Annotated in this window: 21 protein-coding genes and 1 pseudogene; 9 read left to right on the top strand and 13 right to left on the bottom strand. The window is 63.7% G+C overall.

The window, feature by feature from the left end; all coding sequences use genetic code 11:
• Window positions 1-153: 153 nt before the first annotated feature.
• The 7 genes from Q7T45_RS03270 to Q7T45_RS03300 all read right to left on the bottom strand — a co-directional run bounded on the left by Q7T45_RS03270 (window position 154) and on the right by Q7T45_RS03300 (window position 6,047).
• A complete protein-coding gene (locus Q7T45_RS03270) occupies window positions 154-684 on the bottom strand; it encodes a dihydrofolate reductase (RefSeq protein WP_304867598.1) in 531 nt (176 codons plus the stop codon).
• Window positions 681-1,475 (bottom strand): thymidylate synthase, encoded by a 795-nt coding sequence (locus tag Q7T45_RS03275; RefSeq protein WP_304867600.1) that lies wholly within the window; start codon window positions 1,473-1,475, stop codon window positions 681-683. Before Q7T45_RS03275 ends, Q7T45_RS03270 begins: the two co-directional genes overlap by 4 nt.
• Before the next feature lie 176 nt (window positions 1,476-1,651).
• Window positions 1,652-2,635, bottom strand: coding sequence for a tripartite tricarboxylate transporter substrate binding protein BugD (locus Q7T45_RS03280; protein ID WP_304867603.1), 984 nt, complete (start codon window positions 2,633-2,635; stop codon window positions 1,652-1,654).
• Window positions 2,636-2,742: 107 nt separating this feature from the next.
• Window positions 2,743-4,308, bottom strand: a complete 1,566-nt coding sequence (locus Q7T45_RS03285) for a tripartite tricarboxylate transporter permease (RefSeq protein WP_304867605.1) — start codon at window positions 4,306-4,308, stop codon at window positions 2,743-2,745.
• A gap of 7 nt (window positions 4,309-4,315) precedes the next feature.
• Complete coding sequence (locus Q7T45_RS03290) at window positions 4,316-4,816, bottom strand: tripartite tricarboxylate transporter TctB family protein (RefSeq protein WP_304867607.1); 501 nt, start codon at window positions 4,814-4,816, stop codon at window positions 4,316-4,318.
• An 89-nt stretch (window positions 4,817-4,905) separates the two neighbouring features.
• A complete protein-coding gene (locus Q7T45_RS03295; RefSeq protein WP_304867610.1) occupies window positions 4,906-5,439 on the bottom strand; it encodes a chromate transporter in 534 nt (177 codons plus the stop codon).
• Window positions 5,436-6,047 carry a chromate transporter gene (locus tag Q7T45_RS03300; protein WP_304867612.1) on the bottom strand — a complete coding sequence of 204 codons (612 nt, stop codon included), beginning with the start codon at window positions 6,045-6,047 and terminating at the stop codon, window positions 5,436-5,438. The genes Q7T45_RS03295 and Q7T45_RS03300 overlap by 4 nt, the downstream gene beginning before the upstream one ends.
• Before the next feature lie 388 nt (window positions 6,048-6,435).
• On the opposite strand from Q7T45_RS03300, the gene Q7T45_RS03305 reads away from it, so the two are divergent.
• The 4 genes from Q7T45_RS03305 (at window position 6,436) to Q7T45_RS03320 (ending at window position 9,154) form a co-directional block, all read left to right on the top strand.
• The gene (locus Q7T45_RS03305) at window positions 6,436-6,945 is read left to right on the top strand and encodes an SspB family protein (RefSeq protein WP_304867614.1); all 510 of its coding nucleotides are present in this window, start codon (window positions 6,436-6,438) and stop codon (window positions 6,943-6,945) included.
• A gap of 23 nt (window positions 6,946-6,968) precedes the next feature.
• Window positions 6,969-8,396, top strand: a complete 1,428-nt coding sequence (gene fumC / locus Q7T45_RS03310) for a class II fumarate hydratase (protein WP_304867616.1) — start codon at window positions 6,969-6,971, stop codon at window positions 8,394-8,396.
• 321 nt (window positions 8,397-8,717) lie between these two features.
• Complete coding sequence (locus Q7T45_RS03315; RefSeq protein ID WP_304745780.1) at window positions 8,718-8,906, top strand: DUF4169 family protein; 189 nt, start codon at window positions 8,718-8,720, stop codon at window positions 8,904-8,906.
• Window positions 8,903-9,154, top strand: coding sequence for a ribbon-helix-helix domain-containing protein (locus Q7T45_RS03320; protein ID WP_304867617.1), 252 nt, complete (start codon window positions 8,903-8,905; stop codon window positions 9,152-9,154). Before Q7T45_RS03315 ends, Q7T45_RS03320 begins: the two co-directional genes overlap by 4 nt.
• A gap of 10 nt (window positions 9,155-9,164) precedes the next feature.
• On the opposite strand, the pseudogene Q7T45_RS03325 reads toward Q7T45_RS03320, so the two are convergent.
• Both Q7T45_RS03325 and Q7T45_RS03330 read right to left on the bottom strand, forming a co-directional pair.
• Window positions 9,165-9,413 (bottom strand): annotated as a pseudogene (locus Q7T45_RS03325) (HupE/UreJ family protein); the annotation flags it as partial.
• Between the two features lie 23 nt (window positions 9,414-9,436).
• Window positions 9,437-10,024: a lipopolysaccharide assembly protein LapB gene (locus tag Q7T45_RS03330; protein WP_304867619.1), complete on the bottom strand. Its 588-nt coding sequence runs from the start codon at window positions 10,022-10,024 to the stop codon at window positions 9,437-9,439.
• A gap of 280 nt (window positions 10,025-10,304) precedes the next feature.
• On the opposite strand from Q7T45_RS03330, the gene Q7T45_RS03335 reads away from it, so the two are divergent.
• Window positions 10,305-10,616 (top strand): FeoA family protein, encoded by a 312-nt coding sequence (locus Q7T45_RS03335; protein ID WP_304867622.1) that lies wholly within the window; start codon window positions 10,305-10,307, stop codon window positions 10,614-10,616.
• Window positions 10,617-10,635: 19 nt separating this feature from the next.
• Window positions 10,636-12,510, top strand: coding sequence for a ferrous iron transporter B (locus tag Q7T45_RS03340; protein WP_304867626.1), 1,875 nt, complete (start codon window positions 10,636-10,638; stop codon window positions 12,508-12,510).
• A gap of 20 nt (window positions 12,511-12,530) precedes the next feature.
• Here the strand turns inward: Q7T45_RS03340 and Q7T45_RS03345 are convergent, their stop codons facing one another.
• Window positions 12,531-12,959 (bottom strand): response regulator, encoded by a 429-nt coding sequence (locus Q7T45_RS03345; RefSeq protein ID WP_370691199.1) that lies wholly within the window; start codon window positions 12,957-12,959, stop codon window positions 12,531-12,533.
• Window positions 12,960-13,097: 138 nt separating this feature from the next.
• Here Q7T45_RS03345 and Q7T45_RS03350 point away from each other — a divergent pair, with 138 nt between their 5' ends.
• Both Q7T45_RS03350 and Q7T45_RS03355 read left to right on the top strand, forming a co-directional pair.
• Window positions 13,098-13,370, top strand: a complete 273-nt coding sequence (locus Q7T45_RS03350; RefSeq protein ID WP_304867629.1) for a Crp/Fnr family transcriptional regulator — start codon at window positions 13,098-13,100, stop codon at window positions 13,368-13,370.
• Between the two features lie 174 nt (window positions 13,371-13,544).
• The gene (locus Q7T45_RS03355) at window positions 13,545-13,700 is read left to right on the top strand and encodes a hypothetical protein (RefSeq protein WP_304867633.1); all 156 of its coding nucleotides are present in this window, start codon (window positions 13,545-13,547) and stop codon (window positions 13,698-13,700) included.
• Between the two features lie 86 nt (window positions 13,701-13,786).
• Here the strand turns inward: Q7T45_RS03355 and Q7T45_RS03360 are convergent, their stop codons facing one another.
• The 3 genes from Q7T45_RS03360 to Q7T45_RS03370 all read right to left on the bottom strand — a co-directional run bounded on the left by Q7T45_RS03360 (window position 13,787) and on the right by Q7T45_RS03370 (window position 16,368).
• Window positions 13,787-14,902 (bottom strand): Zn-dependent alcohol dehydrogenase, encoded by a 1,116-nt coding sequence (locus Q7T45_RS03360; RefSeq protein WP_304867635.1) that lies wholly within the window; start codon window positions 14,900-14,902, stop codon window positions 13,787-13,789.
• Window positions 14,903-14,978: 76 nt separating this feature from the next.
• Window positions 14,979-15,209 (bottom strand): hypothetical protein, encoded by a 231-nt coding sequence (locus Q7T45_RS03365; protein WP_304867637.1) that lies wholly within the window; start codon window positions 15,207-15,209, stop codon window positions 14,979-14,981.
• A gap of 34 nt (window positions 15,210-15,243) precedes the next feature.
• On the bottom strand, window positions 15,244-16,368 hold the full coding sequence (locus Q7T45_RS03370) for a DUF2336 domain-containing protein (protein ID WP_304867639.1): 1,125 nt from the start codon (window positions 16,366-16,368) through the stop codon (window positions 15,244-15,246).
• A 336-nt stretch (window positions 16,369-16,704) separates the two neighbouring features.
• On the opposite strand from Q7T45_RS03370, the gene Q7T45_RS03375 reads away from it, so the two are divergent.
• On the top strand, window positions 16,705-17,922 hold the full coding sequence (locus Q7T45_RS03375) for an MFS transporter (RefSeq protein WP_304867642.1): 1,218 nt from the start codon (window positions 16,705-16,707) through the stop codon (window positions 17,920-17,922).
• Window positions 17,923-17,963: the final 41 nt, after the last annotated feature.

Below are 17,963 nucleotides of genomic sequence, written 5' to 3' on the forward strand. Positions count from 1 at the left end.
CAGTCTCCTCCGCGGGCCGAGGCAAAGGCGCCCGGCCTCACTACATCTGCACGGCCTTATAGGGGACCGCCCCGGCCCTTACAACGCGGCTTGTTGGCTCGCAGGAGCTATGCTCGGGCCGGAAATTGTCAATGCAAACATTGCCTAAAGGAGTTAATGCGGCCGCCGTCGGCGATATGTCACATAGGAATAGTCGGCGCTGTGGTCCGGACCGGCCGGATTCCGCACCCGCGCAACCTCTTCCCAGGCCGCGGAATCGATGGCGGGGAAATGGGTATCGCCCTGCGGCCGGGCGTGAACCTCGGTAATTTCCAGCCGGTCCGCCCGATCCATCCATTGCGCGTAAATTTCAGCGCCGCCGATCACGGCGATCTCAGTGGCGAAACGCCGCAGCGCATCGCCGGTCGCGACCGCATGGGCCGCGTCGAACGACGTCGTCACCACCGCCCCGTCGGCGCGAAAGCCGGCGTCGCGGGTGATGACGATATTGGTGCGTCCGGGCAGCGGACGGCGCAGCGATATGAAGGTCTTGCGGCCCATCACCACCGGCTTGCCCAGCGTCATCGCCTTGAGGCGCTGCATGTCGGACTTCAGCCGCCAGGGGATGGCGCCGCCGGCACCGATCACGCCGTTCTCAGCGACCGCGACGATAAGGACGATTTCAGGACGAGAAGTCGCACTCACACCGCGACCTCGGCCTTGATGTGCGGATGCGGGTCGTAGCCTTCCAGGACAAAATCTTCATAGCGGAAGGCGAAGATGTCCTTCACCTCGGGATTGATCTTCATCGTGGGCAGCGGTCGCGTCGGACGCGTCAGTTGCAGCTTCGCCTGATCGAGATGATTGACGTAGAGGTGGGTGTCGCCGAACGAGTGCACGAAATCGCCAGGCTTCAGGCCGGTCACCTGCGCCACCATCATCGTCAGCAGCGCATAGGAGGCGATGTTGAAGGGCACGCCGAGAAACACGTCGGCGGAACGCTGATAGAGCTGGCACGACAATTTGCCGTTGGCGACGTAGAACTGAAACAGGCAATGGCACGGCGGCAGCGCCATCTTGTCGATTTCGGCGGGATTCCACGCGGTCACGATCAGGCGCCGCGAATCCGGATTGCGCCTGATCATGTCGATGACATTGGCGATCTGGTCGATGTGGCGGCCGTCCGGCGCCGGCCACGACCGCCACTGCGATCCATAGACCGGGCCGAGATCGCCATTGGCGTCGGCCCATTCGTCCCAGATCGAAACGCCGTTGTCTTTCAGATATTTGATGTTGGTGTCGCCTTTGAGGAACCAGAGCAATTCGTGCACGATCGATTTCATCGGCAGTTTCTTGGTGGTCAGCATCGGAAAGCCGGCGGCCAGGTTGAAGCGCATCTGGTGGCCGAAGATCGACAGCGTACCGGTGCCGGTGCGGTCCTGCTTCTCCGCGCCGTCCGAGAGAATCCGTTCGAGCAGATCGTGGTACTGATTCATGGCGACGGGCTATTCATCCGGGGAAAAGCGAGTTCTAGCGGCCGCAACCGCCGATCGACAGCAGCGATTCAGCCCCACAGCTCGATTATACCCGGAAAAATGAGGTTCCGACGCACGAATCGCAAGGGCAGAACTCACGTTCTGCCCTTGTCATCGGCCGATTTCGGCAGATCGAACTAGTTGGCCGGCTTGACCACCGGGGTCCACTTGGCGATTTCGCTCTTCACCAAAGCCGCCAGCGAGGCGGGCGTGCGTTCGGCAACCGGCGGGATGACGCTGCCGAGGTCGAGCAGGCGCTTGCGGACGGTTTCATCGTCGAGCGCCTTGACCACTGCCGCGTTGAGCTTGGCGATGACCTCAGGCGGAGTTCCCTTCGGCGCGAAAATCGCGTTCCAGGCCTGTGCCTGGAAGGCAGGCAGACCAGCCTCCTTGGTAGTCGGAACGTCCGGCAGCGACGGATTGCGCTCGGGGGTCGCGATCGCATAGGCCTTGATGGTGCCGCCCTTGATCTGCGGCACGGCATTGACGATCTGGTCGCACATGTAGTCGACCTGACCGCCGACCAGCGCATTCATCGCGGGACCCGTGCCATTGAAGGGAACGCTGACCGGCTTGATGCCGAGGATCGAATGCAGCAGTTCGCACGACACGTGGGAGACCGAGCCCACGCCGGCATGCGCCGCATTGACCTTGTCGGCATTGGCTTTCACGTAGGTGACGAATTCCTTGAGATCCTTCGGCGCAAAGTCCTTTTTCGCCAGGATCAGGATCGGGGTTCCGGCCAGCAGCGCGACCGGTTCGAAATCCTTTTCGGGATGATAGGCCAGCTTGGGATACAGCGGCACCGACGCCGCGTGGGTGCCCATATGCCCCGTTATCAGCGTATAGCCGTCATTGGCGGCGCGCGCGGCGCGCGTGGTGGCGGTGGTGCCGCCGGCGCCGACCACGTTCTCGATGATGATGCTCTGGCCGAGCGTCTGCTGCATATGCCCGGTGACGATGCGCGCGATGACATCGGTCGGACCGCCGGCCGCGAACGGCACGATCATGGTGATCGAGCGCGTCGGATAGGCTGGCGCCTGGGCCTGCGCGGGAACTGCACCGAGGCCGGCCAAGACGGCCAGACCACCGGCCGCCAGCATGCGACTGTAAAAATTCATCAGATGTCCCTCCCAAAACGGTTAGCTAGACCGGCATGAACCGGTTGGCACATGGTTACGCCGCGCCGCTTCCGACACCAGGGTTCCGGATGCGGCGCCGACGCATATTAGTTCTCGGACTCCACAAACACTTCGTCACGCTTCTTGCGCAGCGATGGCAGGATCGTCAGCACCAGCAGGAACGCCGAGATCAGCATCAGCACCGCCGACAGCGGACGGGTCGCGAACACCGTCCAGTCGCCGCGCGAGATCAGCAAGGCGCGACGCAGGTTCTCTTCCATCAGCGGTCCGAGCACCATCCCGAGCAGCAACGGCGCCGGCTCGAAGTCGTGCTTGATCAGCCAGTAGCCGAGCAGCCCGAATACGCCGGCAAGCATCACGTCGGTCGGCGCGTTGTTCACCGAATAGATGCCGATCGAGCAGAACACCACGATCGACGGGAACATCAGGCGATACGGCACGCGCAACAGCCGCACCCAGATCCCGACCAGCGGCAGGTTGATGATCAGCAGCATCAAATTGCCGACCCACATCGAGGCGATCATGCCCCAGACCAGCTCGGGCTGCTTCTGCATCACCTGCGGTCCGGGCACGATGCCATGAATGGTCATCGCTCCGACCATCAGCGCCATCACCGCATTGGGCGGAATGCCGAGCGTGAGCAGCGGGATGAACGAGGTCTGCGCCGCGGCGTTGTTGGCGCTTTCCGGCGCCGCCACCCCCTCGATCACGCCACGGCCAAACTTCTGCGGATGCTTCGACAGCTTTTTTTCCATCGTATAGGCCGCGAACGATGCGATGACCGCGCCGCCGCCCGGCAGAATGCCGAGGATCGACCCCAGCACCGTGCCGCGCAGGATCGCCGGCGCGGAATCCTTCAGGTCCTTTTTGGTCGGCATCAGGCCTGTGACCTTCTGCTGCACCAGTTGGCGATCGCTTTCACCGCCCGCATCGAGATTTCGGATGATCTCGGCGAAACCGAACAGCCCCATCGCGAGGGTGGCAAAGCCGAGGCCGTCGGCCAGTTCGGGGATGTTGAAGGCCATCCGCGACGCGCCGGTCTCGATGTCGGACCCGACCATCGACAGCAGCAGGCCGAACACGATCATCGCGATCGCCTTCAGCACCGAGCCCTTGGCCAGCACCACGGCGAAGATCAGGCCGAGCACCATCAGCGAGAAATATTCAGCGGGCCCGAAGGCCAGCGCGAGCTTGGTCAGCGGCGCGCCCAACACCGCGATCAGCACGGTCGCGACGCAGCCGGCGAAGAACGAGCCGATCGCCGCGATCGCCAGCGCCGGGCCCGCACGGCCCTGCTTGGCCATCTGGAAGCCGTCGAGCGCGGTCACCACGGAACCTGCCTCGCCCGGAATATTGACCAGGATCGAGGTGGTGGAGCCACCATACTGGGCGCCGTAATAGATGCCGGCGAGCATGATCAGCGCGCCGACCGGCGGCAGGCCGAAGGTGATCGGCAGCAGCATGGCCACCGTCGCAATGGTGCCGATGCCCGGCAGCACGCCGACCAGGGTGCCAACCAGCGCACCGATCAGGCACAGCAGGATGTTGACGGGAATCGGAATCGACATGCCGCCGAGAAAGGCCGGCGTCCACTGCACCAGTTGGAACACAACGCCGAAGCCGAGACTCAGATTTGAAAGAACGTCACCCATCACACCCTCACCGGATCATAAATTTTGGCAGCATCTGCAATGGCAGACCCAGCGCGTAGGGAAACAACAGGCTGCAGAAAGCCGTCAGGCAAACGCCGACGATGATGGTCTGCTTCCATTGCGTTTCCGGCGAGCCCATCGCCGAAATCAGGAAGCTGGTGAATGCCGAGAAAATCAGGCCCATCGGGCGGATCGTCAACGCAAAGGACAGGATGGCCGCCGATACGAACAGCGGGCCGCGCCACGCGTAGGTGGTGATGTGCTCGCCATCCTTGACAAGACCGACAATCGTTATCGCGATGCCGAGCCCGAGCAGCAGGTAGGCGAACATGCGGGGCGCGGTTCCGGCCCCGAATGAGAATCCGCGCATGCCCTGCAGGTCGCTCGATGCCCATAATGCGAATACCGCGATGGCAACCATCGCCAGTCCGCCGACGAAATCCTGCGGACCGCGTATCCATTTCGGCATGATGTATTTGACCGGTACATGACTCGGCGTATCACTCATCGATCTCACTCCCCCCGCACGGGCTTCTCGCCCGTTCTGTTTTTGGATGGCCCAGATGCCGGTCCGGCAAACCTGCCTACCGATTTTCGTCAGATAACGCCAGCGAAACCCAAACACCCCCCGGCCAGCAGCATCCAGAACGGATTGAGCCGGGTGGCGAAGGCCAGTGCCGCGGTGGCGACGGTGACCAGGGCGGCGGCCCAGGTCCGGTTCGAAGTCACCGCCAAAATCAGTCCGCTGGCGCCCATCAGCCCGATCGACAGCGGTACCAAAGCCGCCTGAATAATGGCAGGCCAGCGCGACTGAGTCGACCGCGCCAGCAAGCGGCTCACATAATAGGCAACGATGGCGGTCGGTCCGCACATCGCCAGCGTTGCAACCAGCGCGCCTGCAACTCCGGCGACGGAATAGCCGATCAGGGTCACGATCAGCACATTCGGTCCCGGCGACATCTGCGATATCGCGAACACGTCGGCGAATTGCTTGTCCGTCATCCAGTGGTGAACCTCGACCGCCACCCGGTGCATTTCCGGAATGGCGGCATTGGCGCCCCCGACCGCGAACAACGACATCAGCCCGAAGGTCCAGGCCAGGGTCCAGATCGGATTGGGGTCCGAATTCATGCCGCAACCCGCCGCCGCATGACAAGGGTGATGGCGATGCTGAGCGGGATGGCCACCAGCAACACCGCCGGCAGCGGCAGCCGCAGCAGGCCGATGGCGATGAACACCGCGGCCAGAATCAGCAGTCCGACCAGGTCGCGCTTCCTGATCAGGGGCATCATCATGCGCAACACCACCGCCACCAGCAGACCGACGGCCACGCTGGATACCCCGGCCAGAATGCGCCGCAGCGCATCGATTTCGCCGTAGCGGGCATAGAGCGCCGCCAGGATGGTGACGATCACCACCGGCGGTCCGACCAGCCCGGCGAAGGCCGCGATGCCGCCGGGAATGCCGCGAAAGCGGGATCCGAACACCACGCTGAGGTTGACGATATTGGGTCCTGGCAGAAAATGGCACAGCGCGAAGGTCTCGTTGAATTCGTCCGCCGTCATCCAGCGGTGCTGGTCGACGATGCTGCGCCGCGCCCAGACCAGCACGCCGCCGAAGCCGGCCAGCGACATCCTGGCGAACGCGACAAACAGCTCGAGCAACCCCGGCGGGGTCGGCGCTGAAAGCGGCGGGAGTTCCGGCGCCGGCAAGGCGGCCGGTTGCGAATCCGGAGGCATGTCAGAGATTTAGAACGGCCGCTCGGTCAAGGCCAACCCCTGTTCAGGCAGTCCTGCCGCCTTGAACTCCGTTCCAGTTCCAGATGCGCCCGTTCCCGCTCTGTTTTTCCGGGCATTTGCCGCCTATATCGAGGCTGCCGGTTCGTCGGCCACGGAAATATCATTGCCATCGCTCCGCCGGGCCGGTTTGGAGGCAGCCGGCAACCGAAGGCGCCACTTCATTTGATTTGCCTGCTGTTCGAATGATCTGCTGGAAATTCCACCATCCGCGGCAACGGCTGCTGACCTCGGCCCGCCGCCGGGGTAGCATGGACGGAACAGGCGAGTCGGGGCACCCAGGCTGCGCTGCCGATCCGCAAAATACTTTTGAACGTGACAGGACCCCATAATGGCGACCGATCATATCCGATACGACGTGCTGGCGCGTGACGCGCTGCGCGGGGTGCTGCGCCGCGTCTTGACCGACGCCGCCGAGCACGGCCTGCCCGGAGAACATCATTTCTTCATCACCTTCCTGTCCACCGCCGACGGCGTGAAGCTGTCGCCGCGGCTGCTGGCGCAGTATCCGGAAGAAATGACCGTCATCCTGCAGCACCAGTTCTGGGACCTGGTGGTGACCGAAGACCGCTTCGAAGTCGGCCTGTCGTTCGGCGGCATTCCGGAGCGGCTGGTGGTCCCCTTCAACTCGATCAAGAGCTTCTTCGACCCGTCGGTTCAGTTCGGCCTGCAGTTCGAGCCCGCCGACGCGGCAGCCGAGGCGCCGGCGGCCAACCTTCCGGCCGTCCCCGCCCCCTCCGCCCTGCCCGTTCCGGCACCGGCCGCCGAGACCAAGGACGAGCCCGCCAGGCCGAGCGAGGGCGCCGAGGTGGTGCGGCTGGATCGCTTCCGCAAGAAGTAATCCACAACGCCCTCGCGCAATGGATGTCCCGGATGGCTCGGTCGAAAGCACCATCGCGTTCCAAATCCACCCGCAGCGAGACCGACAGCTTCGGTCCGATCGAGGTTTCCTCAGAACGTTATTGGGGCGCGCAGACCGAACGTTCCCGACACAATTTCCGCATCGGCCGCGACCGAATGCCGATGGACATCATCCGCGCGCTCGGCATCGTCAAGCTGGCGTCCGCGGAAACCAATCGCGAACTGGGACTGCTTGACGCCCGCCGCGCCCGCGCCATCGTGCGCGCCGCACGCGAGGTGATCGAGGGCAGGTTCGACGATCATTTTCCGCTGGTGGTCTGGCAGACCGGCTCCGGCACCCAGACCAACATGAACCTCAACGAGGTGATCGCCAATCGCGCCAGCGAACTGCTGGGCGGCGAACTCGGCACCAAGAAGCCGGTTCATCCCAACGATCACGTCAATATGAGCCAGTCGTCGAACGACTCGTTCCCGACCGCGATGCACATCGCCGCCGCGACACGCATCACCGCCGATCTCATTCCCGCCCTGAGCGAACTGCACCGCGCGCTGCGCAGGAAGGAAAAGGCGTTCGCCCGCATCGTCAAGATCGGCCGCACCCATACCCAGGACGCGACGCCGCTGACGCTCGGCCAGGAATTTTCCGGCTACGCCGCGCAGGTCGAGAGCGGCCTCGCGCGGCTGCGGATAGCGGTGAAGGATCTCTACCCGCTGGCGCAGGGCGGCACCGCGGTCGGCACCGGCCTCAACTCGAAGCCGAAATTCGCCAGGCTGTTCGCCAGGCACGCCGCCAGGATCACAAAACTGCCGTTCACCAGTGCGCCCAACAAGTTCGAGGCGCTGGCTGCCAACGACGCCTACGTGTTCGTGCACGGCGCCATCAATTCGGTGGCGACCGCGCTGTTCAAGATCGCCAACGACATCCGCCTGCTCGGATCCGGTCCGCGCTCCGGCCTCGGCGAATTGATCCTGCCCGAAAACGAGCCGGGCTCGTCGATCATGCCGGGCAAGGTCAACCCGACCCAGTGCGAAGCGATGACCATGGTGTGCTGCCAGGTGTTCGGGAACCAGACCGCCATCACCGTCGCCGGCAGCCAGGGCCATTTCGAATTGAACGTCTACAAGCCGGTGATGGCGCACTGCATGATGAATTCCATCGAACTGCTGGCCGACGTCACCCGCTCGTTCACGGAAAATTGTGTCGACGGAATTCGCGCGGATGAAAAACGTATCCATGATCTGATGGAGCGCTCGCTGATGCTGGTGACGGCGCTGGCGCCGAGGATCGGCTACGACAACGCCGCCAAGGTCGCGAAGCAGGCCCATGCAAGCGGCACCACGTTGCGCGAAGAGGCGGTGCGGCTGGGATTTGTTTCGGCTCAGGAATTCGACCGGCTGGTACAGCCGGACAAAATGACACACCCAGGTTGATCGCGCGGCGACCCCCGGGAAACTACGGGGTCCCCGTTTGTTTACGGGGGCCGCATTATCGTTATAGATCATAATAGCTAAAGACTTAGACTGATCCGCTACCGTCATTGATCGGGCTCATGGTAGAGCTCAAGAATATTTGGTTTTCGCAGAGCGAAACGCATTTTTTGATGCTATCAAAAGGCACTGACGGGGATTTCCTGGGATGACGACCGAGCCAGCCAAGGCGCATAGCGCCGAGCCAGCCAAGGTGCGCAGCGACCACTCATGCCTTCGCAAGTACTTTTCTTGTCCTTCGATATTTGGATGACGGAGACAGGCATGGGGGACGTGGTCAACCTGAAGCGGTTCAAGAAGCGCACCGAGCGCGTCGCGTCGGCCAAGCAGGCCGACGCCAACCGCACGCGATTCGGCCGAACCAAATCCGAACGCGCGCTGGACCAACAACGCGAGACCCGTGCGAACAATTTGCTGGATCAGCACCGCATTGACGGCGAGGACGCATCATGAAGTCGCCGGTCGTCAAGCGCTCGATCGTGGTCGCCGGCCACAAGACCAGCGTCAGCCTCGAAGAGGCGTTCTGGAACGGCATGAAGGAAATCTCGGGCCTGCGCGACATGACGCTGTCCGAATTGGTGGGCGAGATCGACTCCAACCGCCAGCAGGGCAATCTGTCGTCGGCCATTCGCCTGTTCGTGCTGGATTACTTTCGCAGCCGCGCCATGGCCGCCGGGCTGGATTCGAAGCCGCAGGGTTAGTCCAGTCTGGCTAGAGCGCAGCGACGCGCTGCAGCACCCAGAACATCGCGACGCTGCCGATCGCATAGGCCGGCGCCAGTTCGATCCAGCGCGGCCACACCATGCGCATACGGGCCATCAGCCGTGCCGCGACTGCGAATGCAGCGACGAACATCAGCTGTCCGAGTTCGACGCCGACGTTGAAGAAGAACAGCGCCAGCGGGATGGCGTTTTGCGGCAGGCCGATTTCGCCGAGCGCGCCGGCGAAGCCGAACCCGTGCCCGCAAGGCTACATTGCTGAATTCAGTACACGAGGCCGGTGCCCGGCGGCTTTTCGAGCGCCGCGGCCAACGAACGATACTCGTCGCAGCCGGTGCCGCAGATCGCCGCGATCCGGCTCAGATGATATTGCGCACCTTCGCGGTTGCCCTGCTCGATCTGCCACAGGCCGTAATACTGCCAGGTCAGCACATGGTTCGGGTTGGCTTTCAGCGCGCGCTCGTACCAGATCTGCGAGAGCCGGTAATCGCCGAGCTTGCGATAGGAATAGCCGATCAGATTGGCGACGCTGGCGTGGTCGTCATGGCCCAGCGCCTTGAGCTGCGCGATGGCCGCGGCATAGTCGTTGCGGTCGTAGATCGTCGCATGGGCCGCGCGGTAACCCGCGGCAAATCCGGGTTCCTCTACACTGGACTGCTTGCTGGGCTTCTTCTTGGGTTTTTGAGTGCTACGGCCGGCGGGCGCGGGCCGGGTGTCCGGCGGCGGCGGGGTCGCCGACGGAGGCGGATCGCCACCGCCGCCGGCGGCAAGCGCCGGAGCGACGGGGGGCACGGCGAACGGTGCCGCCAGAAACATGCTCAGCATCACCAGCCTGATCGCTGATCTCGTCATGCGGGCCTCCTGCGTGTCCGTTTGGCGATCCCTCCAGCCGTCGTTGTAAACCCCGTCTTGCCCAAGGAATTCCCAAGGAATTCCCGAGGCATTGCCCCGGAAATTTCGGGGCCGGAGAATAATTGCGCTGGATCAATACGGGCTCGTTTTGGCGGCGTTTAAGGATTGCAGGGGACCGCATCGATCCGAGGGCGCGTCAGTTGTTTACAATCGCTCTAAGGTGCAGCCGCATGATGGTCGTCAGCCTTGACCGGCCCGCCACCGCTTGGAAGTACAAGCCATGACTGAACGGAACGGCGCTCATCCGCAATCGCCCTCCGGGATCCCCTTGGACGCTCCCTCGGGGATTCCCTTGGGGCTGGCCAAGCGCGGCTATTCGGGCGTGATCCAGCACCTCGCCGCCGGCAATGCCGGCTCTGCGCTGTCGGCCGATGAACTCGAAAGCCGGCTGATCGAACTCGGCTTCGTCGAAGGCGCGCGAGTCGAAGTGCTGCATGAGGGCATCGTCGGCCGCGATCCGATCGCGGTCCGCGTCGAGAATGTCACGATCGCGGTGCGCCGGCGCGAGGCCATGGCCATTATCGTCGCCTGACGCGACCGGATCTCGATTCATGGAAGCTCCGCTGCTGCATCTCGCCCTGGTCGGCACGCCGAACAGCGGCAAGACCTCGCTGTTCAATGCGCTGACCGGCAGCCGCCAGAAGGTCGCGAACTATCCGGGCGTCACGGTGGAACGCAAGGAAGGCTCGTTCGTCACGCCACGGGGGCGTCAGGTATCGCTGGTCGATCTGCCCGGCACCTATTCGCTGCGCGGCCGCAGCCCCGATGAAGAAATCACCCGCGATATCGTGCTCGGCCGCACCCCCGGCGAGGCGCTGCCCGATCTCGTGCTGTGCGTCGCCGATTCCACCAATCTGCGCCTGACGATCCGTCTCCTGCTCGAGCTCAAGAGCACCGGCCGGCCGCTGATGCTGGTGCTCAACATGTTCGACATCGCCACGCGCCGAGGCGTCACCGTGGACGTGCCGCGGCTGTCCGAGGCACTCGGCGTTCCCGTCGTCACCTCGATCGCGGTGCGCAAGGGCGGCACATCAGAGCTATTGCGCCGGACCGACGAACTCATCACGGTGCAAGCCCCGCACCCCGCCCAGCCGAACCTGTGGCAGCCGCTCACGGTCGCGCAATTGCGTGCCACCCAGCGCGAAGCCGACCGCATCATCGCGGCGACCATCAGCCTGCCGACCAGGCCCGACACCTGGACCGCGCGGATCGACGCCGTGGTGCTGCACCCGGTGGCGGGGCTCGCGATCCTGGCGCTGATCCTGTTCGTGATGTTCCAGGCGGTATTCGCCTGGGCGGCGCCGTTGATGGAGCTGCTGGCCTCGGCCTTCGGCGCCCTCGGGCAACTGGTTCACGACGCCCTGCCCGCGGGCCTCGTGCGGAGCTTCCTGCAGAACGGCGTGATCTCCGGCGTCGGCAGCGTCATCGTGTTCCTGCCGCAGATCATCATCATCTTCCTGTTCATCCTGCTGCTGGAAGATTTCGGCTACATGGCGCGCGCGGCGTTCCTGATGGACCGCATCATGGGCGGCGCCGGCCTGCACGGCCGCGCCTTCATTCCACTGCTGTCGAGTTTCGCCTGCGCCATCCCCGGCATCATGGCGACACGGGTGATCGACAACCGCCGCGACCGCCTCACCACCATCCTGATCGCGCCACTGATGACCTGTTCGGCGCGGATCCCGGTCTACACCCTGATCATTTCCGCCTTCATCCCCGCCAGACAGGTGTGGGGTTTTGTCAGTTTACAGGGCCTGGTCATGTTCGGCCTCTACGCCACGGGCATTGCCAGCGCGCTCGGCGTATCGTTCCTGATCAAATTCTTCATGTGGCGCGACTATGCCCCGGCGCCGTTCATGCTGGAATTGCCCGACTACAAGATGCCGCGCCCGCGCAGCATCGCGATCGGCATCTACACGCGGGCCATGATGTTCCTGCAGCGGGCGGGAACCACGATCTTCTCGATGATGGTCCTGATCTGGTTTCTGGCGTCGTTCCCACAGCCGCCGGCCGGCGCGACGGACCCCGCCATCAACTACAGCCTCGCCGCCATGATCGGCAAGGCATTGGAGCCGCTGCTGGCCCCGGTCGGCTTCAACTGGCAGATCGCGGTGGCGCTGATCCCGGGCATGGCGGCGCGCGAAGTCGCCGTCGCGGCGCTCGGCACCGTCTATGCCATCGAGGGCGGCAAGGAAGCGGCCGAGCAGATCGGACAGCTGCTGGCGACGAAATGGAGCCTGGCGACCGCGCTGTCGCTGCTGGCCTGGTACATTTTCGCGCCGCAATGCGCCTCGACGCTGGCGGTGATCCGGCGCGAGACCGGAAGCTGGACCTGGATGTGGGTCACCTTCGGCTACATGTTCGCGCTGGCTTATGCCGCGAGTTTTGCGACCTACAATATCGCCGTCGCGCTCGGTGCCGGCTGAGTTTCACATCGCTTCATTCGTTAACTCGGGCCTTGTCTTTCGGCCACTGTCACCGACACGGCAGCGGTCTCCGCGAGGGACCGTGACAAGAGTTGAGATACACTGACGACCTCTCGCAGGCGGCGGGCGAGATCCGCCTTGCGATAGGACTTGGTAAGGACGATCGCACCGGCGCGCAGCCGGCCATGCTTGGCCAGGGTTTCCAATGCGTAACCGGAGGTGAGGAGGACCGGCAATCCAGGCCGCAGCTGCCTCGCAAGGTCGGCGAGTTCCCACCCATTGATGCCACCTGGCATCACGATGTCGGTGAACAGAATATCGATGTGAGTATCGGCTCTGAGTTTCTGTAACGCATCGGCGCCGTCGACGGCGGCAATCACCGCATAGCCCAGACTCTCCAGTCGCATGACGGCATAGGAACGAACGAAGGGATCGTCCTCGACGATCATGATGGTCTCTGCGCCTTTCGGGAGCGATTCGTCGTCCTGCGGGCCGCCGCCGAGCAGAGCATTGCGTTCCGCACCATCTTAATTCGACACGAGCAGGCGCTGGTTGCGCAGGCGCAACAGTCGGCCGCTTGCAACGCCATGCATTCGGCCGAGAGCCGCCTGGCACGTTGGTTGCTGCGCATGCACGACCTGGCTGGTAATGATTCATTGCACCTGACTCAGGGCTTCCTTGCTCAGATGATCGGCGTGCAACGAAACAGCGTGTCTACCGTTGCTCATGCCCTGCAGCAAGCCGGAATCATCAAATACGCCAGGGGACACATCGAAGTCACCAATCTCGAAAGTCTGAAAGACGCCTCCTGCGAGTGTTACGAAGCCGTCAATGCGCAGTACGAGAGATTGCTGAACTGAGGCCGAAGGACACGGTCCATATCTGCTACCGATCAATTGGCGGGTGGGCTATTCGCATGTCATGCTGAGATGCCCGATTCTGGAACCGGTACCAACGGAATCGAACGAACGCTCGACAGCCTCCCAGCAACGGCGCATGGTGTCGTTCCCGCCCATTCACCCCTCGGAGGTAAGATGGAGCGTTTCGTGCATCAGCAAAACCTTGAGCATTATCGACGATTGCTCGCCGAGACCAATGTGGCGGACGATAAGGTCCGGCACGCTGAGTTGCTGAAGCTGTTGGCTGCGGAAATTGCCAAGGACGCGAAGTCGATTCCCGGGGATCGGTGAGCCCCCGATCGTTGAAGCGATCAATCAGCGTGGAACTGAAAATCAGGCTCCGACGAACCCCGTTCACCGCCTGCTTCGCGCGTCGTTCAGCCGTCGAACACCACGACCCCGCGCAGGTTTTTGCCCGCCTCGAGGTCGGCATAGCCGCGGTTGATGTCGTCGAGACGGTAGGTGCGCGTGATCAGTTCGCGCAGCTTCAGGTCACCCTTGCGGTATAGCGTCAGCAGTTCGGGAATTTGCAGGCGCGGACTGGCAAAGCCATACACCGCGCCCATGATGGCCTTCTGGCTGACGAACAGCTCCAGTGGCGGAATCCTGATTTCCGTCACGGTGTCCGGCGTCAGCGCCGTGACCACGACGTTGCCGCCCCTGGCGGTGGCGCGGAACGCCGGCAGCAATGTCGAGGGTGGATCGATGCAGACAAAGGCATGATCGACGCCGATTCCATCCGTCAGCTCGTGCACCGCGCGAATCAGCGCATCGCCTTCCGCGTTGACGCCATGCGTTGCGCCGAACCCGCGCGCCCAGTCGAGCTTGGCCGGCACGATATCGGCGGCGATGATCCTGGCGGCGCCGCACAGCCGCGCGCCCTGGACCACGTTCATGCCGTCGCCGCCGCAGCCCACCACCAGCACGCTTTCGCCAGGCTGCACCCGCGCCCGCTGCCGCGCGGCGCCGACGCCGGCCGGCACGCCGCAGGCGACGAGACTGGCAAGATCGAACGGGATGTCCTTGCCGATCACGACGACGGACGCCTGATCGACGACGGCGCGTTCGGCAAAGGCGCCGATCATGCAGAAGGCGCCAACCGCGACGCCGTCGCGGTCACGCCGGCGGTAACTGCCGTCGAGTTGCGGTCCCTGCGTGATGCGCGCGCCCTCGGCGCACAGATGATGCAGACCGCGCCGGCACCAGTGGCACTTTCCGCAGCCGGGGATGAAGGTCAGAACGACGTGATCGCCGGGCTGGATGCCGCCGACCGCGTCGCCGGTTTTTTCGACGACGCCCGCGGCCTCGTGGCCAAGCACCATCGGCCGCATCGCGACCCGGCGCTCGCCGCGCATGACATGATAATCGGTGCGGCACAGGCCCACGGCGGCAACGCGCACCAGCACCTCGCTGGGTCCCGGAGGATCCAGCATGATGCGCTCGATCGAGAGGGGAGCGCCGACCTCACGAAATACGGCCGCGAGTGAGTCCATGATTGATGATGCATCATCGCCGGGGATTCGCAAACCCGCGGCGCCGGCATGGCAAGCTGGCTAAGCCGAACTCACATCACCTGAAATAATCGACGATGAGGTGAACGTCGGATGGCGGAGCAAGCCTGCCGTTCAGGCTCGCATCGATCACCCGGCGGCATGCCTCGACGGTCTCGTGGTCGCCGAGATCGTTGGCGGCTTCGAGAACGAGCCAGGCCATATCCACCGAGGACGCGTCGGGCTTCGGCTCACCGGAAGCAGCGCCGAGGCGTTCCCGTGAAGCTGTGCCGAATGAGAGTGCGCTCATCACCGATTTCCCCAGCCTGTTTCGGATCGCCAGCTCATCGCACGGCAACCGCCGGCTGCCGCTTCGGGCCGGCATCGCCATCCCCTGCGCTCTTGCGGGACTGATAGAATTCCAGAACGCTGCGCGATGTCTTGAGGTTGAGGCGGCCAAATTCGCCTTCCAGCGCCCTCAACTCGTTGGCGGTGATGCGGTGATCCTTGGCGCCGAGAAACAGCAGCGCCATCGTGGTCGCCCACGAGAAGTCGAGGGCCTTGGCCAGGATCAGCAGGGTTTCCCGGTTCTTGTCCAGCATGGCGCGCTCGATCACGTCGCCCGGCAATGAACACAGCAGGGATAGTCCGATCGTGACCTCTTCCAGCTTGTGCGACCTGGCGTACAGCGAGATGCTGTTCTCGTTCAAATTGCCCTGGCGATGCTGCGCCGTCACCAGACGCTTGGCGACAAAATAGCTTCGCGATACCGGGCCGAACTTCGATTGCAGCTCGCCCGCGACGTCGGACATCGTGGACTTGATCTGGTCGACCATGGCCGGCCGCTCCTGCTCCAGCCGCTTTCTGACGTCGTCGGACGCCTTGGCGATCAGCTGCTGGAAGATATGCCGGGGGATGTCCTCGCGCAGACCGAGCTGCTCGGCGAGAATGGAATCGCCTTCGGCCCGCTGGATCATGTGCAGGAAGCCGAAATCCGAGAAGCGCGCGCCGCTGTTGGTGGCGACGGAGTTCACGACCTCCTGGTCGCCGCGGGTCACCAGCACGTCCGTGACGGTCTCTTCGAGCTGTTCCCGTTTCGAGATCGCGAGCAGATGGGTCTGGCCCTTGGTGCAGACGTTGGCGACCAGCGCGTAAGGCTCGAGCTTGTCGGACTCCTGCAGGATCGGGCCGGCGACCTCGATCGAATCGTCGAAGGCGAGTTTGTGGATGATATTGACCGGGGCCTTGTCGAAGCGGGCCAGCCGCCGCGCCAGCTGGGCGCGGGCCGCCACTTCGATCTCGTCCGCGAGCCGTCCGATGACCTCGCCGAAGGTCCAGATTTCATCCTCGCTGTAGCGGCCGGTGATCATCAGGTCGGTGGTATGCCACAGCGCCCGGGTGCGGCTCTCGGCGGTCCCCCGCGACACCGCTTGGTCGAGATCCGTAAGAAACGATTTTGCCGCACTCATTTTCTTCAAACCCTGGATCGCAACCAATCTGCGCAAATCTGCGCACGGTGGAACTCTAGCGGGCAAACCCGAGTTTTCCGTAAAGCTGGCAAAGAAGTATTATCTCTAAAAATTCGCTCAAATTGCCGGGAAGTCGTTGATCTCCTGCGCCTAAACGCGGCTTCGGGCTGCGGTCGGGACCGCCGAATTTGGTATATTTCCGGCCAATGCCGGCACATCTCCTTCTCGCAGTCCGTTTCCCGACGCTTTCGGCCAGTTCCGCTCCAGCCAAACCCGCGGCGGCAACGGGTTGACCCAACGCAAGATCGGCACCCGGCGGCCCGCTATTTCTTTCTGATGAGTTCCGAGACCGCAAGAACATCGACCGTGACATGGCGCGACGTGCCGAAAAGCGTCTGGGCGCTCGGTCTTGTCTCCCTGCTGATGGACGTCTCGTCCGAACTCATTCACAGTCTGTTACCCATATTTCTCGTGACCGTGGTCGGCGCCAGTACGACGATCGTCGGCCTGATCGAGGGCGTGGCCGAGGCTACCGCTGCGGTCGCCAAGGTTTTCTCCGGTGCCCTTTCCGACCGCATCGGCAAACGCAAGCTGCTGGTCGGCATCGGCTATGGACTCGCCGCCCTCACCAAGCCGGTATTCCCGCTCGCGAGTACGGCCGGGGAAATTCTGGCCGCGCGTTTCGTCGACCGCATCGGCAAGGGCATCCGCGATGCGCCGCGCGACGCGCTGATCGCCGACATTACGCCGCCTGCGATCCGCGGCGCCGGCTATGGCATCCGACAGGCGCTGGATACGGTGGGAGGATTTGCCGGCCCCCTCCTGGCGATGGCGCTGATGGTGCTCTACGCCAACGACTTCCGCGCCGTGTTCTGGTGGGCGGCGGTTCCCGCCGTCCTCGCGGTGCTGCTGCTCGTCGCCGGCGTGCAGGAGCCGGACGGCGTCAAGGCAACGGCGAAGCGTGGCTGGCCGATCCGCAAGCAGGAACTGGCGCACCTGTCCCCGGCCTTCTGGATGGTCGTTGCGATCGGCATGGTATTCACGCTGGCGCGCTTCAGCCAGGCCTTCCTCGTGCTGAAGGCGCAAGCCGAAGGCCTGGCATTGGCCCTGATCCCGCTGGTGTTCGTGTGGATGAACATCGTCTATGCCCTGACCGCAACGCCGGCCGGCATACTTTCCGACAGGATAGGCCGGGGAAAACTGCTGCTGTGCGGACTTGGCGCCTTGTTGATCGCCGATCTCACGCTGGCCTTCGTTCCGGGCCTTGTCGCGGTATTCATCGGCGTCGGTCTCTGGGGTCTCTATCTCGGACTCTCTCAGGGGCTGCTTGCGGCGCTGGTTGCCGATACCGCCCCTGAAGACCTGCGCGGCACCGCCTTCGGCCTGTTCAATCTGGTCACCGGCCTGGCGCTGCTGATCGCCAGCGTGCTGGCCGGCTGGTTATGGCAAGCGTTCGGACCGACGGCGACCTTCCTCGCCGGCGCGGTCTTTTCAGTATTGGCGGCGCTGTTCATGGCAGTCGGCATGAAAGCAGCACTGAAGCCAGCCACTTGATCACGTACGAGGCCGATGGGCCGTCGGGAAACCAGATGTCC

It is taken from the genome of Bradyrhizobium sp. (genome assembly GCF_030646015.1).
Classification (GTDB): domain Bacteria; phylum Pseudomonadota; class Alphaproteobacteria; order Rhizobiales; family Xanthobacteraceae; genus Bradyrhizobium.

Coding starts and splice junctions, on each gene's coding strand:
- Q7T45_RS03275 (WP_304867600.1), bottom strand. CDS start 1,475: ATGAATCAGTACCACGATCTGCTCGAACGGATTCTCTCGGACGGCGCG.
- Q7T45_RS03280 (WP_304867603.1), bottom strand. CDS start 2,635: ATGAATTTTTACAGTCGCATGCTGGCGGCCGGTGGTCTGGCCGTCTTG.
- Q7T45_RS03285 (WP_304867605.1), bottom strand. CDS start 4,308: ATGGGTGACGTTCTTTCAAATCTGAGTCTCGGCTTCGGCGTTGTGTTC.
- Q7T45_RS03290 (WP_304867607.1), bottom strand. CDS start 4,816: ATGAGTGATACGCCGAGTCATGTACCGGTCAAATACATCATGCCGAAA.
- Q7T45_RS03295 (WP_304867610.1), bottom strand. CDS start 5,439: ATGAATTCGGACCCCAATCCGATCTGGACCCTGGCCTGGACCTTCGGG.
- Q7T45_RS03300 (WP_304867612.1), bottom strand. CDS start 6,047: ATGCCTCCGGATTCGCAACCGGCCGCCTTGCCGGCGCCGGAACTCCCG.
- Q7T45_RS03305 (WP_304867614.1), top strand. CDS start 6,436: ATGGCGACCGATCATATCCGATACGACGTGCTGGCGCGTGACGCGCTG.
- fumC (WP_304867616.1), top strand. CDS start 6,969: ATGTCCCGGATGGCTCGGTCGAAAGCACCATCGCGTTCCAAATCCACC.
- Q7T45_RS03315 (WP_304745780.1), top strand. CDS start 8,718: ATGGGGGACGTGGTCAACCTGAAGCGGTTCAAGAAGCGCACCGAGCGC.
- Q7T45_RS03320 (WP_304867617.1), top strand. CDS start 8,903: ATGAAGTCGCCGGTCGTCAAGCGCTCGATCGTGGTCGCCGGCCACAAG.
- Q7T45_RS03330 (WP_304867619.1), bottom strand. CDS start 10,024: ATGACGAGATCAGCGATCAGGCTGGTGATGCTGAGCATGTTTCTGGCG.
- Q7T45_RS03335 (WP_304867622.1), top strand. CDS start 10,305: ATGACTGAACGGAACGGCGCTCATCCGCAATCGCCCTCCGGGATCCCC.
- Q7T45_RS03340 (WP_304867626.1), top strand. CDS start 10,636: ATGGAAGCTCCGCTGCTGCATCTCGCCCTGGTCGGCACGCCGAACAGC.
- Q7T45_RS03345 (WP_370691199.1), bottom strand. CDS start 12,959: ATGATCGTCGAGGACGATCCCTTCGTTCGTTCCTATGCCGTCATGCGA.
- Q7T45_RS03350 (WP_304867629.1), top strand. CDS start 13,098: ATGCATTCGGCCGAGAGCCGCCTGGCACGTTGGTTGCTGCGCATGCAC.
- Q7T45_RS03355 (WP_304867633.1), top strand. CDS start 13,545: ATGGAGCGTTTCGTGCATCAGCAAAACCTTGAGCATTATCGACGATTG.
- Q7T45_RS03360 (WP_304867635.1), bottom strand. CDS start 14,902: ATGGACTCACTCGCGGCCGTATTTCGTGAGGTCGGCGCTCCCCTCTCG.
- Q7T45_RS03365 (WP_304867637.1), bottom strand. CDS start 15,209: ATGAGCGCACTCTCATTCGGCACAGCTTCACGGGAACGCCTCGGCGCT.
- Q7T45_RS03370 (WP_304867639.1), bottom strand. CDS start 16,368: ATGAGTGCGGCAAAATCGTTTCTTACGGATCTCGACCAAGCGGTGTCG.
- Q7T45_RS03375 (WP_304867642.1), top strand. CDS start 16,705: ATGAGTTCCGAGACCGCAAGAACATCGACCGTGACATGGCGCGACGTG.